Annotated in this window: 20 protein-coding genes; all 20 read right to left on the bottom strand. The window is 63.0% G+C overall.

Going from position 1 to position 18,749, the window contains the following annotated elements; genetic code table 11:
• Positions 1-41 precede the first annotated feature (41 nt).
• The gene (locus VGM51_16345; GenBank protein HEY3414610.1) at positions 42-512 is read right to left on the bottom strand and encodes a hypothetical protein; all 471 of its coding nucleotides are present in this window, start codon (positions 510-512) and stop codon (positions 42-44) included.
• Between the two features lie 167 nt (positions 513-679).
• The gene (locus VGM51_16340) at positions 680-2,068 is read right to left on the bottom strand and encodes a CehA/McbA family metallohydrolase (GenBank protein HEY3414609.1); all 1,389 of its coding nucleotides are present in this window, start codon (positions 2,066-2,068) and stop codon (positions 680-682) included.
• A gap of 146 nt (positions 2,069-2,214) precedes the next feature.
• Entirely contained in the window at positions 2,215-3,645 is a 1,431-nt protein-coding gene (locus tag VGM51_16335; GenBank protein HEY3414608.1) for an ammonia-forming cytochrome c nitrite reductase subunit c552, read from the bottom strand.
• A gap of 31 nt (positions 3,646-3,676) precedes the next feature.
• Positions 3,677-4,231, bottom strand: a complete 555-nt coding sequence (gene nrfH, locus VGM51_16330) for a cytochrome c nitrite reductase small subunit (GenBank protein HEY3414607.1) — start codon at positions 4,229-4,231, stop codon at positions 3,677-3,679.
• Between the two features lie 60 nt (positions 4,232-4,291).
• A complete protein-coding gene (locus VGM51_16325) occupies positions 4,292-4,894 on the bottom strand; it encodes a class I SAM-dependent methyltransferase (GenBank protein ID HEY3414606.1) in 603 nt (200 codons plus the stop codon).
• Positions 4,884-6,854: a RecQ family ATP-dependent DNA helicase gene (locus VGM51_16320; GenBank protein ID HEY3414605.1), complete on the bottom strand. Its 1,971-nt coding sequence runs from the start codon at positions 6,852-6,854 to the stop codon at positions 4,884-4,886. Before VGM51_16320 ends, VGM51_16325 begins: the two co-directional genes overlap by 11 nt.
• A gap of 6 nt (positions 6,855-6,860) precedes the next feature.
• Entirely contained in the window at positions 6,861-7,223 is a 363-nt protein-coding gene (locus tag VGM51_16315) for a type II toxin-antitoxin system PemK/MazF family toxin (GenBank protein ID HEY3414604.1), read from the bottom strand.
• Complete coding sequence (locus tag VGM51_16310) at positions 7,210-7,464, bottom strand: hypothetical protein (GenBank protein ID HEY3414603.1); 255 nt, start codon at positions 7,462-7,464, stop codon at positions 7,210-7,212. Before VGM51_16310 ends, VGM51_16315 begins: the two co-directional genes overlap by 14 nt.
• A gap of 75 nt (positions 7,465-7,539) precedes the next feature.
• Positions 7,540-8,499 (bottom strand): NAD-dependent epimerase/dehydratase family protein, encoded by a 960-nt coding sequence (locus tag VGM51_16305; GenBank protein ID HEY3414602.1) that lies wholly within the window; start codon positions 8,497-8,499, stop codon positions 7,540-7,542.
• Between the two features lie 8 nt (positions 8,500-8,507).
• The gene (locus VGM51_16300; protein ID HEY3414601.1) at positions 8,508-9,461 is read right to left on the bottom strand and encodes a glycosidase; all 954 of its coding nucleotides are present in this window, start codon (positions 9,459-9,461) and stop codon (positions 8,508-8,510) included.
• Between the two features lie 213 nt (positions 9,462-9,674).
• Positions 9,675-10,304, bottom strand: a complete 630-nt coding sequence (locus VGM51_16295; GenBank protein ID HEY3414600.1) for a cyclase family protein — start codon at positions 10,302-10,304, stop codon at positions 9,675-9,677.
• On the bottom strand, positions 10,301-11,899 hold the full coding sequence (locus VGM51_16290) for a glycosyl hydrolase (GenBank protein HEY3414599.1): 1,599 nt from the start codon (positions 11,897-11,899) through the stop codon (positions 10,301-10,303). The genes VGM51_16295 and VGM51_16290 overlap by 4 nt, the downstream gene beginning before the upstream one ends.
• Positions 11,896-13,296, bottom strand: a complete 1,401-nt coding sequence (locus tag VGM51_16285; protein ID HEY3414598.1) for an amidase — start codon at positions 13,294-13,296, stop codon at positions 11,896-11,898. The genes VGM51_16290 and VGM51_16285 overlap by 4 nt, the downstream gene beginning before the upstream one ends.
• A complete protein-coding gene (locus VGM51_16280) occupies positions 13,286-13,630 on the bottom strand; it encodes a hypothetical protein (GenBank protein ID HEY3414597.1) in 345 nt (114 codons plus the stop codon). The genes VGM51_16285 and VGM51_16280 overlap by 11 nt, the downstream gene beginning before the upstream one ends.
• A 129-nt stretch (positions 13,631-13,759) precedes the next feature.
• Complete coding sequence (locus VGM51_16275; protein ID HEY3414596.1) at positions 13,760-14,602, bottom strand: plastocyanin/azurin family copper-binding protein; 843 nt, start codon at positions 14,600-14,602, stop codon at positions 13,760-13,762.
• 45 nt (positions 14,603-14,647) lie between these two features.
• The gene (locus VGM51_16270) at positions 14,648-14,950 is read right to left on the bottom strand and encodes a hypothetical protein (GenBank protein HEY3414595.1); all 303 of its coding nucleotides are present in this window, start codon (positions 14,948-14,950) and stop codon (positions 14,648-14,650) included.
• An 8-nt stretch (positions 14,951-14,958) separates the two neighbouring features.
• Positions 14,959-16,215, bottom strand: coding sequence for a hypothetical protein (locus VGM51_16265; protein HEY3414594.1), 1,257 nt, complete (start codon positions 16,213-16,215; stop codon positions 14,959-14,961).
• Positions 16,216-16,397: 182 nt separating this feature from the next.
• The gene (locus VGM51_16260; GenBank protein HEY3414593.1) at positions 16,398-16,682 is read right to left on the bottom strand and encodes a zf-HC2 domain-containing protein; all 285 of its coding nucleotides are present in this window, start codon (positions 16,680-16,682) and stop codon (positions 16,398-16,400) included.
• The gene (locus VGM51_16255; GenBank protein ID HEY3414592.1) at positions 16,679-17,194 is read right to left on the bottom strand and encodes a sigma-70 family RNA polymerase sigma factor; all 516 of its coding nucleotides are present in this window, start codon (positions 17,192-17,194) and stop codon (positions 16,679-16,681) included. Before VGM51_16255 ends, VGM51_16260 begins: the two co-directional genes overlap by 4 nt.
• 181 nt (positions 17,195-17,375) lie before the next feature.
• Entirely contained in the window at positions 17,376-18,665 is a 1,290-nt protein-coding gene (locus VGM51_16250) for a TldD/PmbA family protein (protein ID HEY3414591.1), read from the bottom strand.
• Positions 18,666-18,749: the final 84 nt, after the last annotated feature.

Genomic DNA, 18,749 nt, shown 5'->3' with positions numbered 1-18,749 from the left:
GACAGAAGTATGATGTTGGAGATTCGACGGAGCCCGATGGCTCAGTAATCCCGGGGAGTTATCTCAGGCGGCACCGGGAGACCCATACGTCTTCGCATGTAGATGAACCTGCGGAGTTTTCGTTCGCCAAGCGCGGTCGTACCGCGGCAAGTGGCTGTCCTGGCGACCGCGGCGCCGATTCCGATCAGCATCGCCAGTACTACCCATGACATCTCGGGACCGGCCGTGTCATGGGCGCCGCGCAGCCCGACGATGAAGAAGAAGACGAGCACCACCGGCAGGATCGCCATCAGTTTGCGCAGGCGATACACACGATAGGCAGCCCAGAACTCCCGGGTCTCGGCGTTCCGGCGGTATTCGGCTTCCGCCGCCTCGAGTTGTTCCGGGGTAACCCCAACCTCGGCGGCCGTCTGCACCAGCTGCTCGTGCGTCATGTCCCCCGGCAACGGCAGGTTCTTTACGGCGTGACCGAGGATCGCATTGGCCTCGTCGGGCGTGTAATGCTGTTTCATAGCAACTAACCTTTCAGCCCGTCCCGTGGCGACGGGCATCATCCGATAAGTTAGCGCGGGCGGAACGAATTGGCAATGCAATGATGAGACGGCATTCGGAGTCACGATACCGCTGCTGTCAAAGAGCATACGCGCCCAGGTGACACCGGGTTTCGGGCCCTGAAACGCTAGATGTTGAAGTAGATCGGGTTGGTGAGGGCTGCGACATCACCGTTCGGACGGAGGACTTCGACCCGGAAGTAATCGCCGTGCAGATTCGGGACGATGGCGTGCTCTACGAGGTGGTCATCCGAGGTCACGCGCTCCGAATGCTCGGCGAATCGGGAGATCAGACGCAGCGTGCATCCCGCAGCCCTCTCGACTCGAACGATGATACCGACCGGTGCGTCCGGGGCGGAATCCACAGAATCGCCAGCCATTGCGCGCCCGTCCGCGGTATTCAGGTAGATCACCGGCCCTTCCGGGCTTTCGCTTAGGAAGACGCGCCCTTTGAGCAGGCCCTCCCTTACCCCATCCAGCGACAGCTCACGAACGTGAACCCACGTGGCGGGGACGATCGGCGCATCCCCTCGATGGTAATCGGCCCCGCCGATGGCGGTGATCCGGCGGCCTTGTTTGAGGAGCCCGTCCCACATGTCCACGGCTTCACGATTGGTGTCCATCCACGGGCGGTTCCAAACCTCGATCGCGTCGGCCTTGTCCCATTCGTGTTCGGGGAAGCGCCAGGTACAATCGGCGTGGCGCTGGAACGGGTGGTTCACCACCATCAGCGCGCCGACGGCGTGTATCTGATCGGCGATATCCGGCAGTCTGCCGTCGCCGGGATCGATGCGGAAGTCGAACGTCGTTCCCGGCGGCACAAAGAGGGTGTTCGAGTGGCCGTGCAGCGTGGTGATCTCGTTGCCCAGGATGAGAAGCGTGTCCGGATTCTCGAGTGCGGCGGCGGGCGCATCCATGTGGGAGCGGGGCTGGTTGTGGTCGGTGATGGCCAGGAAATCGAAGCCGGCGTCGGCGTACTTTCGCATGAGGCCTGACGGTGAATATGGCGTGCCGCCGATCTGGGCGTCGTAGGAATAGAGCGTGTGGTTGTGGAGGGCGCCAACATACCATCCACGCTCGGGGTTCACAACACCGGGGTTATATGCCGGCCATTCGAGGGAGGCGGCGCGCGTTGGGCCGAACGACAGCGTGATCGTGTACCGATAGTGGAGCGTCTCTGTGATGGCGCGGACGAACCAGTGTCCGATGTGCCAGGTTCCCGGTATCAGCGGGCCGGGAATATACCAAGAAGTGGTGGTCCCGGGATCTGCCGTGATGGTGAAATCGGTAGCGATGTTGACCTGCCCCTGATACCCGCGGAAGCCATGCACGATGCCGCGGGCATCATACAGCATCATCGCGACGACGTGCTTCTCGCGAGGCTCAACGTCACGGTGGACCTGAATCGCGCAGACGCCTTCTGGCACCTCGAACGGGAGGTAGGAGATCGAGGCGGTCGTCCACTCAGCTGCGGAGGCCGGCTGTTCGCCCTGCAGGATAATGATCTGGTCTTTCATGGTCAGGAGGCGGGGTCAGCAGTGACGTCACTGCGGTCCAGCGCCATTTCATTATGGCACGGCAGGGTCGGACCGATGGAGCGACCGGGCGACACAACGGGGGCGCAACCGTGGTCCGCCGATAAGCGGGCCCGGGTGGGGCCCCGTCAGATCCTGGCCGGCGCGGCGGCTTTGGCTTTCGCGGCGTCGATGAACGGCTTCGTGTACGCTTTCGCTTTCTCTTCGGTGGAAATGTCCGGCATCGTGACCGGAGCCAGCACGCCGTGTTTTGCGAGGACCCGCTGTGTCTCCATGCGGGCCTGACTCCCCAGGAAAATCGCCTTGCCCAACACACGCGCGCATTCCTGCGGCGCGTGAAAGCCCATACCGTTGTTCGCGGCCACATAGTCCCAATACAGCTGGGCTCGGCTCAGCAAGTCGCGCGGTTTCGCGAGTTCGGCGTCCGTCGCGCCATGCTTAATCGCTTCGGCGATCTCAATATGGGCCGGCGCGATGGAGTCTTCGGCTTCATCCAGCATCTGCCGGTTCTTGTCCTGTATCCCGTTAACCCGCGCCGTGACTTCCGATTCGCTCCAGCGATGGCAGACCTGGCATGAGTTGGCGATGTTGTAGAGCGGGCTTCGGATCTGATGGTCGGTATATTTGATGCCGCCCTCGGCCTTGTACGGCATGTGGCAGTCTGCACAGGAAACGTTCCGGAAGGAATGGACCCCTTGGCTGAATACCTCATAGTCCGGGTGGCGCAGTTTGAAGATCGGGGTGCCGGAGAGGACGTTCACGAAATCGGGGTGAGCCTTCGGCGCCTCGAAGTAGTACTTCTCGAAATCATCCGCGCGGAGGCCTTTGTCCCACGGGAACGTGAGGTAGTTGGTGACTTTGTCCTTGAAGTAATAGCTCACATGGCACTGCGCGCACACGAGTGAGCGCATTTCCTGGTGGCTGGCCGTTCTGATATCCTTGCCCTGGCGCCTGAATGCCTCGATGAGTGCCGGACGGGAGATCTGGAGAGCCATCGTCTTGGGATTGTGGCAGTCGGCGCACCCGATGGGGTTCTTGATCTCAGTGCGAAAGTGATCGAAAGACTCCTTGTAGAAGTTAGCCGGCCCGCCAACCTTCTGCATCATTCGCGGGACGTCCGGTGATTTGCAGGTCCAGCAGGTGGCCGGGTTCTTTCGGGTGACACGCTTGGTGGCGGTGACGTCCTCAACCGCGTGGTAGTGGCCGCGCGGCGCATTGTAGTCAACGGCGAAAGCATAGCCGGCCCACATGATTACCAGGCGTGGATCTGCTTTGAGGTAGTTCCGCACACCGGAACCGGCGTACTTCGTGTTCTCGTTCATCTGTTTCGTGCTTTCCCACGAACCGTACTCGCGCGGGAAGCTCACGCCCCATTTGCTGTTGTCCGCCTCCCAGTCGGCGATGGGCTGGACGATTTGAAGCGTGGCGGTCTTGCGTTCGGCGCGACGCTCATTGATGGAGCTGGCCAGAAGTCCGAGAAGCAGGACGCCCAGCGCACAGCCGAAAAAGATGAACCATCCGATGCGATTGGCGCGTCCGTTGACTGATGTGTTACTCATCTGAACTCCCATTCCCGACCCAAGATCGGCGTTACTTCTTCCCGATGACCCAATCCGGTGCGACAGGCGAGAGCGGCGGCACGGCTGCATTGGGCGTCGACGTGAGGCTGTGGACGCGACCGTGTGGGACCTCGCGGTGGCAGTCCGTGCAGGAACGATCGAAATCCGCGTGCGCGGGCGACACTGCCTCGAGAACCCGCTCATGGCACCGCAGGCAGTTCTCCTGAATGACCTTGCGCGACTCGGGGATCGCCTGGATGACCTGGTGCTCCCGGCGCAGCGTAAAGAGGTAGGAATGGCGCGAGCCATCCTTGCCTTTGAAATAGTACTTGGCGATGAGGCTGGAGTGAGGAACGTGGCAATCGTTGCAGTTGGTGACTCGGCCGTGGCTGGAGTGCTGCCACGAGGCGTACTCAGGCGTCATGATGTGGCAGTTGATGCAGGTGTGGGGATCGTCCGACAAGTAGGAGGCTCCCTCGGAGATACGCGCAAGATAGGGGACCATTCCCACAAGCGCGCCGGATGCGCCCATCACCGCCAGTCGGGTCCCAGGAGTGAGATATCGGAGCCAGCCGAAGACGTCCATCGATGTGATCTCCACGGTGTGAGAATCGCTTACTCGCTGTCTCGATTATAGGGTGCGCTGTTACCTGTCGGCGAGGGGCTTAACCGCAGTGGTTTGGATGACGGCGCTCATCCCGGTGTGGTAACGGCCCTCGAGCACGACCCGGTCGATTTCCTGTGCGTGGATGAAACGCAGGCCATCCAGTTCGGCCTGCAGTTCGGAAAGCGATGGCAGCATGTCAGGGTTACTCGGTCCGCCGGAGCCATACTCCGGCTGTCGAGGGCCGTACGCCTCGATAATGAGGACTCCGCCTGGCTTGAGGCCACCAATGCATCCCCGAAGGACGCGGTGACGAAGTTCGGATGGCATAGGGACCCAGATGATGATGATGCCGTCCCAAGCGCCTTCCTCTATCGAGTAATCACCCAGTTCCGCAAGTTGACAGGTCAACGGAACACGATTGCGGTGCGCCAGAGCAGCGGCCTTCCGGAGTCCCACGGCCGAACCGTCCATGGCGGTAACGACGAAGCCTTGTTGGGCGAGCCAGACGGCGTTTCGGCCTTCCCCTTCGGCAAGACTGAGGACGGCTCCGCCTGCCGGTATGTGGTGAGCCATCTCGCGCAGATAGTCGTTGGGTTCGGTTCCGTACGCAAACCCCGGCTCACTGTAGCGGTCATCCCACATCATCAGTGCTTTCCTCCCGACAGAAAAAGGCGCGAGGAGCTCCATTTGGGCGGGCGCACCACGCCAGGATCTCGGCAAACGGGTACTCATCGAGCGCGCCGAAAAGCGGGTCGCGCGTCAGTTTGGCCTTTGTGGTGGCCGGGCTGGCGAGACCGCAGAGGAAGCGCGCGGCCTGGCGCGGGCGGCCGAGCGCCGCGGGGTTCGCATCGCGGAGGCTCCGGAGCACTGCGGCCTCCACCCCAGCCTCGATGGCAGGCAGCGCTTTCGCCGGAGGGAGTGTCTGCGCAGTGCCGGTAACGCAATGCGAACAGTGCCCGCACGGCTTTGACCGCTTCTCGCCGAAATACCCCACCAGGAACGCCACCTGGCAGCCGTCGTGCGTGACGAGGTCGAGCACCATCTGCGTGCGGGCGATTTCCTGGCTCTCGCGTCGTGCGAATCGAAGGATCAGGCCATCCGCAAGGGAGCCGGCATCTTCCTCAGGGCGAAGACGGGTGTAGCGCTGGCGCACGTCTGCGGCTCGGAGTTCGACCATGCCGCGCTCCTCCATCACCTCGAGTGCCCGAATGACGCGGCGGCGGTCCACATTCAGGGCCTCGGCCGCCTTGTCCGGGTTCAGGCCGTACCAGATGCGCCCCCTCTTCGCGAGATCAAAGAGGCCCTGCACAAACCGACCATGAACGCCCGGAAACGCGGCGACGATCTCCGTCAACGAAACGAGAGGCTTGGCCTCATAACCGGCATAGAAAGGAGTGCCCTGCTTGAAGACACCGTCGAGTTCGAGGTATGTGAGGGCGGTTCGAAGGACCAGTTGGCGGATATCGTGACGGTCGGAGAGTTCGTACAGGCTGACGTCGAACTCCGGGCCGGAGCCCAGCAGGTCGTCAACGAGGTCGCGGATGGCTTCGGGGTCGGGCGTGTCGCCGTACGCGAAGTTGTCCAGTGTATTGACGTCGTCCGGACACGCCAACAACTCCACGATGGACGGCTCGCCATCGCGCCCCGCGCGGCCGATCTCCTGGCTGTAACTCTCAAGGCTCTTCGGCAGGCTGAAATGGTATACGTACCGAACGTCGGCTTTGTCGATGCCCATACCGAAGGCGATCGTCGCCACGACGATGCCGTCCGAGGAGGCCATCCACCATTCCTGGACGGCGGTGCGGTCCTCGGTCTGCATTCCGGCGTGGTAGGCGCGCGCGGGCAGCCCGGCCTTGTCGAGGTAGGAGGCCACGCGCTCGGCGGTGCGTTGCAGCGTCACGTACACGATCGCCGGCCCCGGCTTGCGGGCGCGGAGGCGCTGGACGAGGAGATGGATGCGCTGGTCGTCGGCAACCGGCGTCGTACAGAGCTTCAGGTTCGGGCGATAGAAACCGGTGACGATGGCCGCCTCTGAGGGTACCGCGAAACCGCGGCAGATGTCGGCCACAACGGAGGGTGTGGCAGTCGCGGTGAGGGCAAGCACGCGCTCAACACCAAGTTCCCTGGCGGTTTGGGCGAGCTTCAGATAGTCCGGCCGGAAATTGTGGCCCCATTCCGATATGCAATGCGCTTCGTCGACGGCGAAAAGCGCGATGTGCGCGCGGCGAAGATCGCCAACGAAACGCTCATTGTTGAAGCGCTCCGGCGCGACGTACAGGATCTTCAACGTGCCGTCACGGATAACGTCGCGGAGATCGCCGGCTTCCCGGGGCGACATGGAGGAGTCCAGCCGTGCGGCCGGGATGCCGTGCGCCTGGAGAAACTCGACCTGGTCCTTCATCAGAGCGATGAGCGGCGAGACGACCACCGTGAGGCCGTCATAACTCAGCGCGGGAAGCTGGTAACACAGGGATTTGCCGCCGCCGGTCGGGAAGACGGCAAGCGCGGCGTGGTGTTCGTTCAGCGCGTTGATGACGTCCTCCTGCCCGGGGCGGAAGGCGTCGAAGCCGAAGTGGGATTTGAGCAGGGTGGTGGGGGACATGGGGCGCTATTCGATGGCCAGCATGCGCTTAAGGGCATCGGAGACCTTGGCCATAGTTTCCTCTGTAACGTGGCCGATTCGGCCTGCAAGGCGATCCTTGTTGACGGTGAGTATCTGCTCGCACTTCGCGTAGGAGCGCTCGCGAAGCCCGTTTCCTGGCGCCGGGTCGATAGGCACATGCGAAGGGACGTCACGACCAGATCGGCTGATGGTCACCACGATCGTATTCGGGTAGGTGGTGTTCCGGTTGGCAGGATCCAGTTGCACAATCAGCGCCGGGCGCCGGCCGCTCTGCTCCGAACCGGGAGATGGGGACCAATCAACCCAATACAGGTCGCCCCTTCGCAGGCAGCCGCTATCCGGCGGCATGGCCCACGATTTCGGATTGCGCCTGGAGGGCGAACTCGACATCCGATTCCGCATCCTCGCCGAGGAGGGAAAACGCGTCGTAAAGCACCTCATCTTCGTCGTCCCGGACTGTGCGCTTGATGCTTTCAATCACCAGAGCGTTTACGCTCTTTCGCTGGCGCGCGGCGAGGGCCTGGGTGGCTGACAGCAGATCCTCGGGCAGACGCAGGCTTGTTGACTTGATGCTTGTGCGGCTCGGCACGACCGGGCTCCGTGAGCGGTATGCATATATGATACCGCATCATGGCGTCAATCGACCATCTCTTTGGGGGGGCGATTATGCTTGCCCGCGTTCCCACTCGATGGTCTGAGTGAGCGCCTCAGCCAGCGTCACTGGCTCGGTATAGTCGAGTTCACGGCGGATTCGGGTGGCATCAATATCAAGGTGATGGCGATAGTCCGAAGTGTCTTCCGCGGGCCTTTCCGTGTCCGGCACGATGCTTACCTTGCCTGTCCAACCGGCCGCGGCGCCGATCGATCGGACCCACGAGGCTTCGTCCAGCGTGGGCTCGTCGGCGACGTTGTACACTCGGTTGCACGCCCGCTGGTCGAGGACGGCCAGTGCGATGGCGGCGGCGGCGTTCTCGACGTAACCGCGGGCGGCGCTAAATGCTGCCTCTGATGACGGAATCGCGATTTCAGTGACGCCGGCGTCCATCCGGCTCAGGTACGGCTTCAGGCGTCTCTGGTAGTCATCAGGGCCGTAGACCATAGGAAGGCGCAGGATCGTCCAGGGGTGTTCCGCCTGTGCCTGCAGCGCCCGTTCCACCAGAATCTTGTCGTAGTCGTCCATGGGTCGCTTCGGGTCATCCTCGGCCAGAGGGGCATCACCACGGTATGGATAGAGGCGCTGGCGGAGCGGTGAGTCTTCTGTGAGAGGATTGGGATCCGGTTCACCGGACTCGATTCTCAGAAGCCGTCCATAGCTGGCGTAGACATCGCAACTGCTGGCGGCCACAATCCGGCAATCGACGCCCTGCAATACGTCCAACAGGTCCACCGCGTTGCGCTCAGTGATGAGCATCATGTCCAATACGACGTCCGGCTGCACGCCGCGGATAGCGACGGCGTGGTTCGGCAGGTCGTGGCGATTGCCGAAGATGTGGCGCGCCGCTTCGGGAACGGTGTGCGTTGAGGGGCCGCGATGAAATGCGGTGACTTCGTGCCCTGCGCCCAGAATCCGCGCGATGACGCGCGGCCCCATGAAGCGGGTTCCGCCGATAACGAGCACACGCATACGGCGCCTCAGCAGTAAAGCGGTGGAACGCCGTCGCGCTTCAACGCTTCGACGAGGCCGCTTATGCTGGCAAACGCAAGGCACATCCGGGAGTCGGCGGCGCCGTAGTAGATGTGAAGGTCGTCGCCGTGCTCGATGCAACCGGCAGGGAACACCACGTTCGGGGCGTCGCCCTGGGTTTCGTACGGCTCCGTCGGGCTCATGATCCAGTACGGGAGACGGGCGATCACGTTGTCCGGGTGGTCCAGATCGAGAAGGGCGGCGCCGACCCGGTAGATCGGGCTGCCCGCAAGATACTTCACCCCGTGGTACAGGATGAGCCAGCCTTCAGGCGTCTCAATAGGCACAGTGCCCGCGCCGATCCGGGCGGCGTCCCAGCGGGGGCCGGAAGCCTCCAGGAGAACGTATTTGTGATGGCCCCAATGGTGCAGATCGGGCGAAAAAGCCAGCCACATGTGCTCGGCGTCACCGGACACGGGACGGTGAAGCATGACCCATTCGCCGTTGATACGCTTGGGGAATACGCAGGCATCCTTATTGTTCGGAGGGAAGATCAGCCCCAGGCGTTCCACGGTTTCCCAGTCGCGCGTCTTGGCGAGCGCGACTCCGGCGCCTAGGAACGAATACGCGGTGTAGGTTATGAGATAGTCACCGGTTTCGGGGACGAACGTGATGCGCGCGTCTTCCACCCCGAATGCCTCGTACGGATGCTCCGGGAGACCCGGCACCATAAAGGGGGTGTTACGTACGTTCCAATTGCTGATGCCGTCCTTGCTTGTGGCCACGGTGAGGTGTGAATACCCTCTGCGGTCCTCAATGCGGAGCAGCAGGAGGGTTTCACCCCGGAAGGTCGTCGCTCCCGCGTTGAACATCGTGTTGCAGAGGTAGGGGACGTCTTTCCCTTCCAGAATGGGGTTATTTTCGTATCTTCGGACGAGATCCATAGTGTTGTTCGGGGTCATATATCCAAGGCCGGGAGGCAGCAGCCGGCGCTCACCAGTTCGATTATTCGATGCAGGACAAAGCCCGCTTTTTCTAGTCTAGTGTATTGGCGGCGGCATGTCACGACTTTTCGACATTTCGAATGCGGGAGTTAGCCGGAAGGCCGCCCAGCCTTCAGACCTATTCCGCATGCCGTCCGTCGTTTGAGACGCCGATTGCCCGGGGGAGACGGGCTAGATGCGGCGGATGAGGGTGCGGCAGGGGGAGCCGTCGCCGTCGCGCCAGGGCAGGGGAGCACAGACCATCTCGTAATCTCCCGCGGGCAACTGCGCCAGCGCCAATCCTTCGATGACGACGATACCGGCGCCGAGGATTCGGTGGTGGACCGGATGGTTCCCTGCGCCGAACGGCTCGATGCTCGGCGCGTCGATTCCAATGAGGCGCACTCCGGAGCCGACCGCCCATTCGGCGGCGCTTTCGGACAGAGCTATGAAATCCGCGTGGAAGACGCCGGGGTCTCTGAACGAGTTGCGGGTCTTCAGCAGAATCCGCTCAACGCCCTTGCAGGAGGCAAGGTCACGCTCGGACACGTGGTCAGCCCGTTCGGCGAAATCCAGCACCCGGCAAGGTCCGCACAGCGCGTTCAGGTCCATGGCCGGCACGGGGGCGCCACCGGCAATGAAATGCAGCGGCGGGTCAACATGGGTCCCCGTGTGAGATCCGAAGGTCCACTGCGTTACGTTGCAGCCATCGCCATCCGCAATGCGGGAGATGGCCCGCTCCGAAACGGCCGGGTCGCCGGGCCAGACCGGCATGCCGGGGTACAACGGACGCGTCACATCGATCCAGGGGCTATTGTTCATCGGGTTACCTTCACAGTCCAGCCTCCTCCGGCGATGAACCGGCCCAACGCATCGTAGAGGAGGAGCGAAACGCGATGGGAGCCGGGCTTCTCGGCAGCAGTGTTCCACGTCCACGCGGCAGCTCCGGGACGAGCGGTTGCATGGCGGATGCGGCCATCCACCGCCCAATAAGATCGCGTTCGCACCGGCGCCTTGGTCCAGGCGCTGAGTCTCACGGTTCCGGACAGGCCCGCGCCATTGCCTAGCCGGTGTTCGGCCACGTCCGCCGATTCCCCGTACCGACCCAGGAACCACGGGTCGTTCACCGCAGCCCGGTACGCCTCAAGGACGATACGGTCGTCGGTGATTTGATAGTTGTTCAGCCGTCGGCCGGTCAGCGCCTCGCGGAGGTTATTGGCATCGTACCAGTTGACCATTTTGACGCGCGGAAAGACCCGGGGAAGCGCGGCGTAGAAGCGGGCGATCTTCTCGGCGGCGAACGCCGGACGGGCGACCCCTTCGCACGCGGCGAGGTGCGTGGCGGCCCACTCTCCGACCGCGATGGGCTTGCGGGCTGCGTATCGATCGTAGATGGGACGCAGGAGATCCGTGGGGTCTTCCATCGCGGGGCGGCGCCGGTCGTTGTCGTAGAAGAGAACGGAATAGAAATTGACACCCACCCAATCGACGGCGTCATCGCCAGGGTAGTACGCCGCAATCGTGTCGACCGGAATAGCGTTCGGGCACCAGATCATCGCCGCCTTCGGCGCCGCACGATGAATGGCGTCTGCCACCTTTCGGAACGCGCGGCGATACGCATCGGGTCTGCCATTATACGGCGTCCACTTCCCGTTCATCTCAGCCGCGAATCGCAGGAAAATCGGGTAATTGAACCGCGCGCATTCACCGGAGAATTGTCTAAGGTATGCTTCGTCATCAACCAGGTACAGGCTCGCGGGTTCCCAGGCGATGTGAGGAATCTGCCCTTCGCGCTTCAACGCGTTGGCCCAGCGCCAGGGAAACGGACGGCCATAGGACATGTACATGAAGTACGTGGCATGCGGACGTCCGGTGATCTCCTCGAACGGCCCGGTTCGCTTATGTGACTGCGAATTCTCGTCCACGTACGCGCCGGGCAGCCTGTCGTCGCGATCGATATACGCTCCGAGATAACACCCGAACGCCGGCTCGAGGCGAGCCCGACCCCGGCCGGCGCTCACGATCGGACTGCGGACGAACGCGGCAATCGCCACCTGGTAGCGGCCGGCCTTGGTGAGTTCTGCGCGCGCTCCCTGGACGTCGCCATTGCGCAGATACACCGCCGCCTCGCGGCGGTAGGCGTCTGCGGCGATGGCATACTGGCGTTCACTTACACCTGCGTCCGCCGTCTGACGCCAATTGGGGCCGTATGGCCGGGCAATGGCGCGCGCACGAAGCCCCAGTAAGCGCGCTGAAGGGCGCGCGGCAACCGGCGGCGCAGGCAGCCGCAAGGGCAGGTCCTCGGACAACACGACGGTTCCGGCCAGCGCGAAGACAGCGCAGACTCCGGCCTGGACCGGACCAGGTGCGCGGATGTATTTTTCCCATCGCCGGAGACTCGCGAATGCGCGTCTCATAGGAGACCCGTCGGAAGGTCTTTGTGCCAGTGGGTGTGCTGCTGGAAGGCGCGCGCGACTTCCACCATGGCGCGCTCATCGCCGGCGCCGGCGCAGAACTGGAGCCCGCAGGGAAGAGCATCCTTCGCGTAACCCATCGGAACAGACATGCAGGGAATGCCGACGCAGTTCCCTGCGGCCTGCAGTAACCCGCCGCCGCCGGAGAACCAAGTGTCCAAGTTCGCGTCAATCGGCGGCGCAACGTCCATCAGGCTAGGGGCGACGAGAACATCAAAATCGTTAAAGACACGCGCTATCGCGTTCCGGCAGCCCTCCCGAAGCCGCATCGCATGCAGATAGTCAACTCCGGTCATGGCAAGGCCGGCCGCGAACCCCGCGCGCTGCTCGGGAGCGTTGAGTTTGGCGAGGTCCGGGCCGGTGATCATGCCTTCGAAGGAAGCGCTGCCTTCAATGGTTACCAGCGCGGCCGCGACGGTGCCGTAGGGGCGGTCGGGGAGCACCGTGTCCTTGAGGGCCATACCGGCTCCGGACAGGACCTTCAGGGCGTGGTTGTATGCGTTCTCGATGGCCTTGTCGCCGCCCTTGCTGAAATCCTCGCGCAAGACGCCCACACGCAGCGGTCCGCGATTCCGCGCAAAGTGACGAAACGGTCCGACGACCGATGAGGGATCGGCAGGGTCGGGACCGGCGATGGCCGCCAGCACGAGCGAAGCGTCATTCGCGGAGCGGGCGATCGGGCCGAGTTTGTCAAGCGTCCAGGAAAGCGCCATGGCGCCGGTACGAGGGACTCGGCCGTAGGTTGGCCGAAGGCCGGTCACCCCACAGAAGGAGGAGGGAACGACGATGCTGCCCCAGGTCTCCGAACCGATGGCGAATGGGACCAGTGCGCCGCCGACGGCCGCGCCCGATCCGCTGCTTGAGCCACCCGACCATCGACCGGGATTCCACGGGTTGCGGCCGGGGCCGGTGAGGGAGGTTGACGCATATCGGTAGCTCCCACCGCCAGCCAGCGATACCATCGCGAGTTTCGCAACCAGAACGGCCCCGGCGGAATGGAGGCGTTTGATGACTGCTGCATCCTGCTCCCGGACCCGGCCTTTGTGCGCGAACGATCCCCATTCGGTGGGGGCGCCCCGGGCATCCAGCAGATCCTTCGCACCATAAGGGATGCCGTGCAAAGGGCCCCGGTCGTGACCGGACTTGAGTTCCTTGTCGGCTGCCCGAGCCTCCGCGACCGCGCGCTCCCGCATCAGCGCCGCAACCGCGTTGAGGGCCGTCCCGTGCTCCTGGAGGCGATGGAGCGCCAACTCCGTGAGTTCGAGCGATGACGTCTTGCCGGAGCGGAGCATCCGGCCAAGGACGGGGATACCGAGGTTGAAGGCATTTTCAGCGAGCATCGGCTGCCCCCCTGGCGGCGCGGAACACGAAATCCGGTTCGCGGCCGTCCTCCACCTTCAAGCCGCGAAGGGTCTTTGCGAGGTCCAGGACGCCCTTAAGCTGGGTTTCCAATTCCTTGCGGTCGCCTGACGGCAGACCAGGGCATTGAGCCAGGATCTGGGAGATTGCCGGGTCCATGGGCGAAGGCTCCGTAACGGGAAGAGGCTGAGGCGGTGCGGGCTCCTGCGCGGGCGCGACGCCTGCCACGAGGATACCGGCGGCCGCGACTGCCGCACGGCGGGAAAATGCGCGGCGCGTCAGGCGAGTGTCGCGCGGTGCAGAAGGCTCAGCCATCGGTCACCTCCAGGTCAGACGTTGATAACACGGGAATTGGTGGTATTCTAGCACGCCTGTGAGGAGGACGGGGGGGTTGAGCTGCGAATAGCGGCGCCCCCCCATAACCCTGACGGATGGTACCGGTGTTTACAGCGGGGTTGTGTCCGCGCCGGCGACGAAACGGAGGATGCGAGTCGCATCGTTGAGGTCAACGATCCCGTCGCCAAACTGGTTGGGCGAGACGTCGGCCATCGCAAGGGCGCCCGGCGCCAGAGAGGTGAGGCCGGCCCAAATACGCAAGGCCTCCGCCGCATCCGACGCCGTCACCTTGCCATCGCCATTGACGTCCCCGTAAATCGGCCCGGAAACGGAGACCGCCGATACCATTCCGCAGCAGACGGCATGCGGGCTGCAATAGTACGGGTAGAGGCCCGGCTTGCTGAATGTGAACGTGAACTTGGTGGATATCGTCGAGAGGTTTCCGTTGAAAAGCCCATCCGGGGTCTTGATGCCGGAGATAACCGTGCCGCTGGTGACGGTGTGGCTCCCGTTGACCCAGTTCCATTGCACGGTGTCGCCGACGTTGATGTTCGTGGTGGCGTTAGCCGTCCCGAAACTGGTGTTTTGAACGGTGACATTGACGGTTTTCGGGGGCGCAGGGTTAACGATGATGGAAGAGACCATGCTCGAGTGGAATTCGCAGAAATAGCCGAACGTACCGGCGCGCCGGAACGTGACGCTGAACGTGTCGTTCTGGCTCAGGGCGCCGGAACCGAATTTGTGGTCCGGCTGGCCCCACGCAGGGCCGCTCGTGACGGTGTGCTGGTCTGGATCGTTGTTCGTCCAGCGCACGGTGTCGCCCAGGTTGATCGTGACGGGAGCGTTGGCGGCGCCAAACTGGAAGTTGGCGATCGGTATGTCCACGGTCGCAGCCCTTGCGGGGCCAATGTAAGCCGCTAACGCGGCGATTATCAAGTACGGTATTTTCAATTGTCTGGTTCCTGTTTGGTGTGTCTGGCGGCACCGGCCATCAGCTCATTTAGCGGGCTTATTGTGCCACGTTACGTAAGCGACGATCAGTTTCTGGTCGTCTTTTGAAATGGTTGTGGTCTTGCGAGCCATACGGGCGATCAAGACCTCGATCTGCTTGGGATCGGTGTACTTGGTCCCGTAAACCCGCTCGGGGTTGTGGCACTGGGCGCAGCGCACAGACCACGTCTTGAACGGTTTCAAGAGCTCCTTCGGCAAGTTGTCGGGCTGCTTCGGTGCGTCCGCAAACGCGGCGCCCGTCGAAGCGGCAAACGCGAGGGCAAAGATATATGCGGCTGGATGCTTCATGTTCACTCCTAGAAAGACACTACGCTGCTGACCTTGAGGGTCGTGACGTCGCCAAACTCCGTGCCCTGTGGAGCGTTTGACGCGTTGCCAATGAAGCGCCCGATAAACAGGCGCCCGATTTCGGTCTTGATGGTGGTTGAGTCCGCCAGGCGATAGTCCGCGCCAAGAGTCAGCCGCGCGACGTGGTTTACGTTCGCCGTCGGGCGTTCGGACAGCGTGCTGTACATCGCCACAGCGGTCCACTTCTGGCCCACCGGTTTCTCGGCCATTGCGTACCATCCATGGCGGTGGATCTTGCCGCCGTCCGCCGCCGAGCGACCGATGGGATTGGTGGCGTATTCTGCGCGCAAGGTCAATCCGCTGCGCATCTGCCAGGTGGCGTCCGCACCGGCGATGTCATACCGATACTTGTTTTGAGGGTCCCATTTGCCCCCTGTCCACGAAGCGCCAAGGGTGAATCCGCAAGGGGTTGATGCAGCGATGCGCGCTCCGAGGCTCTTGGAGGTGTTATTGTCCTGTGAAGACCTGAAATCTATCCAGGCGTCCGGATAATCGCCGAACTGATCGGCAAATCCGTTGGACACATAGCCGTCCCACTTCACGATCGCCGACTTCCCTTCGGAGCGGCCGCTCAGCAGCAGGCCAACATCGGAATGCTCGTCATTCAGGATCGGGCGGGGGCCACCCTGCAGCACAATCCCACGGTCTTCATGCCCCAGGTACATGAGCGGACGCGAAACCGATTTGAACATCGCCGCATTACTGATGGGATTCCACGCGCCGAACGGAAGCAGGAACCGGCCCATCTTCGCATCCAGCCGGTCGTTTGGGGCGTGCTCAACGTATGCCTCGTAGACCTCGGTAGAACCTTCGTGCGTTGTGCATAGCGTCAGCAACGCCGAGGTCTTCTCATCCAGAGTCGCCCGGATTGAGGGGTGGACGTGTGTGAGGATGAAATCGGCGTTACCGGATGGCGACGCGAAGATAGGCTGCTTCAGGCTCCCCGAGGCGGCAAGGGTAAACTGCGTTTCCATCATACCGCCCACGGTCACGGTCGGCGTGAACGTCGCGGCCGGCGCCGGGGCAGGGGCCGGCTCCGACGGCGGAGTCGCCGGGACAGCGGCGCGCAGATCCTGCAACTGTTTCTGTAGCTGGGCAACCTGCGCTTCCAGTGCACTGATTCGCGCTTGCACGTCGTCCTGCGCGAACGCCGGCAGAGCGGATATGGCGACAATCACGATCGCAATCAAAATGGTTCTTGGCATTGGACACTCCCTGAATCGTTGACGATGTACGGGAGGCGCAACGACCCGCCCCTGCGATTAGTTCCCCGGGCCGCCTCCCTGCACTCCGAGTTGTACCCGGCGGGCCGCAGATGGAAACGGGACCCCGACGCGTGTCGGGGTCCCGTTGGAATTGATATGCACGATTTCCGGGAGAGCGCTTGTCAGGCGCATTCTGCGCGAAGGCGCGCGAGGATAGAAGCGCGAAGGGCGTCGGGGCATTTCTCGCCCTGGAGTTTACAGCGCAGGGCGTCCTGGGCGGCGCTGCGAAGGCCGAACTCCTCGGTGCAATGGTCGCACAACTTCAGGTGCGCTTCCAGCTCCGCTTTCAGGTCCGGGGTGAGGTCCCTGTCAAGGTAGTCGTCCAGCCGTGCCATCGCCTCCTGGCAATGCCCCAGCGAAAGGTCGCCGCACGGACGAGGCCGGGCGTTTTCGTTCTTGTCTGTCATTCCGTTACCTCCGGAGCAACCATGTGTGACAGGGCGCTCCTGAGCAATCTCCTCCCGCGATGGAGGCGGGATCGCACCGTACCGAGCGGGATGCCAAGCGCGTCAGCAACCTCCTGATAGTCCATGCCTTCCACATCCGCCATCTGCACCGCGGCGGCGAAATCCTGGGGCAGCGAATCCATAGCGCCGATGATGTCCTCAACACTGAGTCTCTCCAGCACGGCAGCCTCCGGTGTAGGCGCTTCGTCGGCGATATGATCGTACACCCCGGCGGCGTGCTCTTCATCCACTGACTCGATGACCGGCTGCCGGCCCATCGCTCGCTGGCGGTTGATAAACGTTGTCGTCAGGACCCGGAAAATCCAGGCCCGGAAGTTGGTTCCCTTCTGGAACTGGGCGAACGCGCGGAAAGCGCGCACGGCGGTATCCTGAACAAGGTCTTCAGCATCGTCCACATTACGCGTCATGCGGCGGGCGGTGCGGTATAATGCGTCGAGCTGCGGGGCTAACAACGCCTCGAACTCGTCGGCGGCGGATATGGTGCGAGTTATGGTTGCACGCCTCCTGACTCTGTAACAACAGCGACCCGGCCGCAGGTTCCCGCAAACGGGGAACCAACCGGGTGAACGCAGCTTCTGCTAACCGGAAGATGGAACATGGACAGCCCTCGATAAAACGCCTGGACGGCTGACCTCAAAACCGGGTGACCGACGTGAAATGGAAATCGTTGATCAGCAGGGCAGGGGCGACAACCTCTTCACGTGTTGCGACGGGCGTGCCGAGAGCCTTCACGTTGGCAAGCATGCGGAGCGGGCTCTCATTGAAGCGCATGTTCAGCGCCGCGCCGGCAATCTTCCCGTCTTCGATGCGGTACACGCCATCCCGCGTCATCCCTGTAAGCAATTGCTTCATCGGGTCGACGGTGCGGATGTACCAGAATCGCGTGACCAGGAGGCCGCGCTCGACTCGCGCGACGAGATCCTGTGTAGAGGCGCTGCCACCATCCATGATGACGTTTCCGGGCATGCCGACGCGCTCGCGTCCGGTTTTCTGAGCCCAGAAACGGCTCGTTTTGAGGCTCTTTACGGTTCCGGCGTCGAGCCATTGGACGTCCGATGCCGCGGCGCCATCGGCGAGGAAAGGGGATCCGGGAACGAGCGGATGGGCCGGTTGGGACCGGACCGTGATCTCGGGTCCCGCGACCCGGGTTCCTTCCTTGCCGGTGAAGACGCTGCGGCCTTCGTCGGCTGCCTTTGCGTCCATATCCCAGACCAGGTATTCCAGCAGATCGGCAACCGCCTGCGGTTCGAGGATGACCGTGGTGGGGCCCGCCTCGACCTCAACCGGGTTGCGGGCGTCCTCTCCCTTGCGGAAAGCCCGCTCCGCGATCTCGTCAATTGAAATGGAAGCGAGGTCGTACGATCCCGCGCCGGCCCAACCACTGGCGCCGTCCGCGATAACGGTGCAGAGGACGCGCGCGTTGGTATACGGGTGATACGCGCGGAGCCCGGTGGACGTGCCGATGGCATCGAAGTTTTCGGATACTGTGACGCTGCCCGCCGCGCGGTATCCGGCATTGCGCGGCGCGCCGGTCAGCGCCGCGACAATGCGCGCGCGATCCTGCGGGCCGGCCGCCGCGGTATCGGCCGAGTGCCCGTGGATTTCGGGGTAATCCTGAGCTCCGAGCGGGGGCAAGTATTCCAGATCCGGATCGGAGGCCCTGGCGGCGTCTTCCGCTCGCTTGACCGCATCCGCGAGGGAATCCGCATCGAGTTGGTTGGTTGTCGCGATGCCAACCTTCTGCCCGAACGCGGCGGAAACGCGGAGCGTTATCCGGTCAGCGGCAACATTTTGCGTGATGATGTTGTTGGCGTAACGGGTCGCTCCCTCTCTGTTGGCGGAAAGGCTCACGGTAGCGGTGTCCGAGGACACGAGAGCGAGGGTTTGCTCGACCTTATTCAAAGCGTCATTGCGGTTCATCATGGTATCAGTCCTTTGCCGGTTGCGGATTGGAACGCCCGCCCGGTACGCGATGTTTCGAAGATAGAGGGACGCGGCCATTATAGC

This window comes from Armatimonadota bacterium (assembly GCA_036504095.1).
Classification (GTDB): domain Bacteria; phylum Armatimonadota; class DTGP01; order JAKQQT01; family JAKQQT01; genus DASXUL01.
The sequence above is the reverse complement of the archived record's forward strand: the minus strand, read 5'-3'. Positions and strand labels throughout refer to the sequence as shown.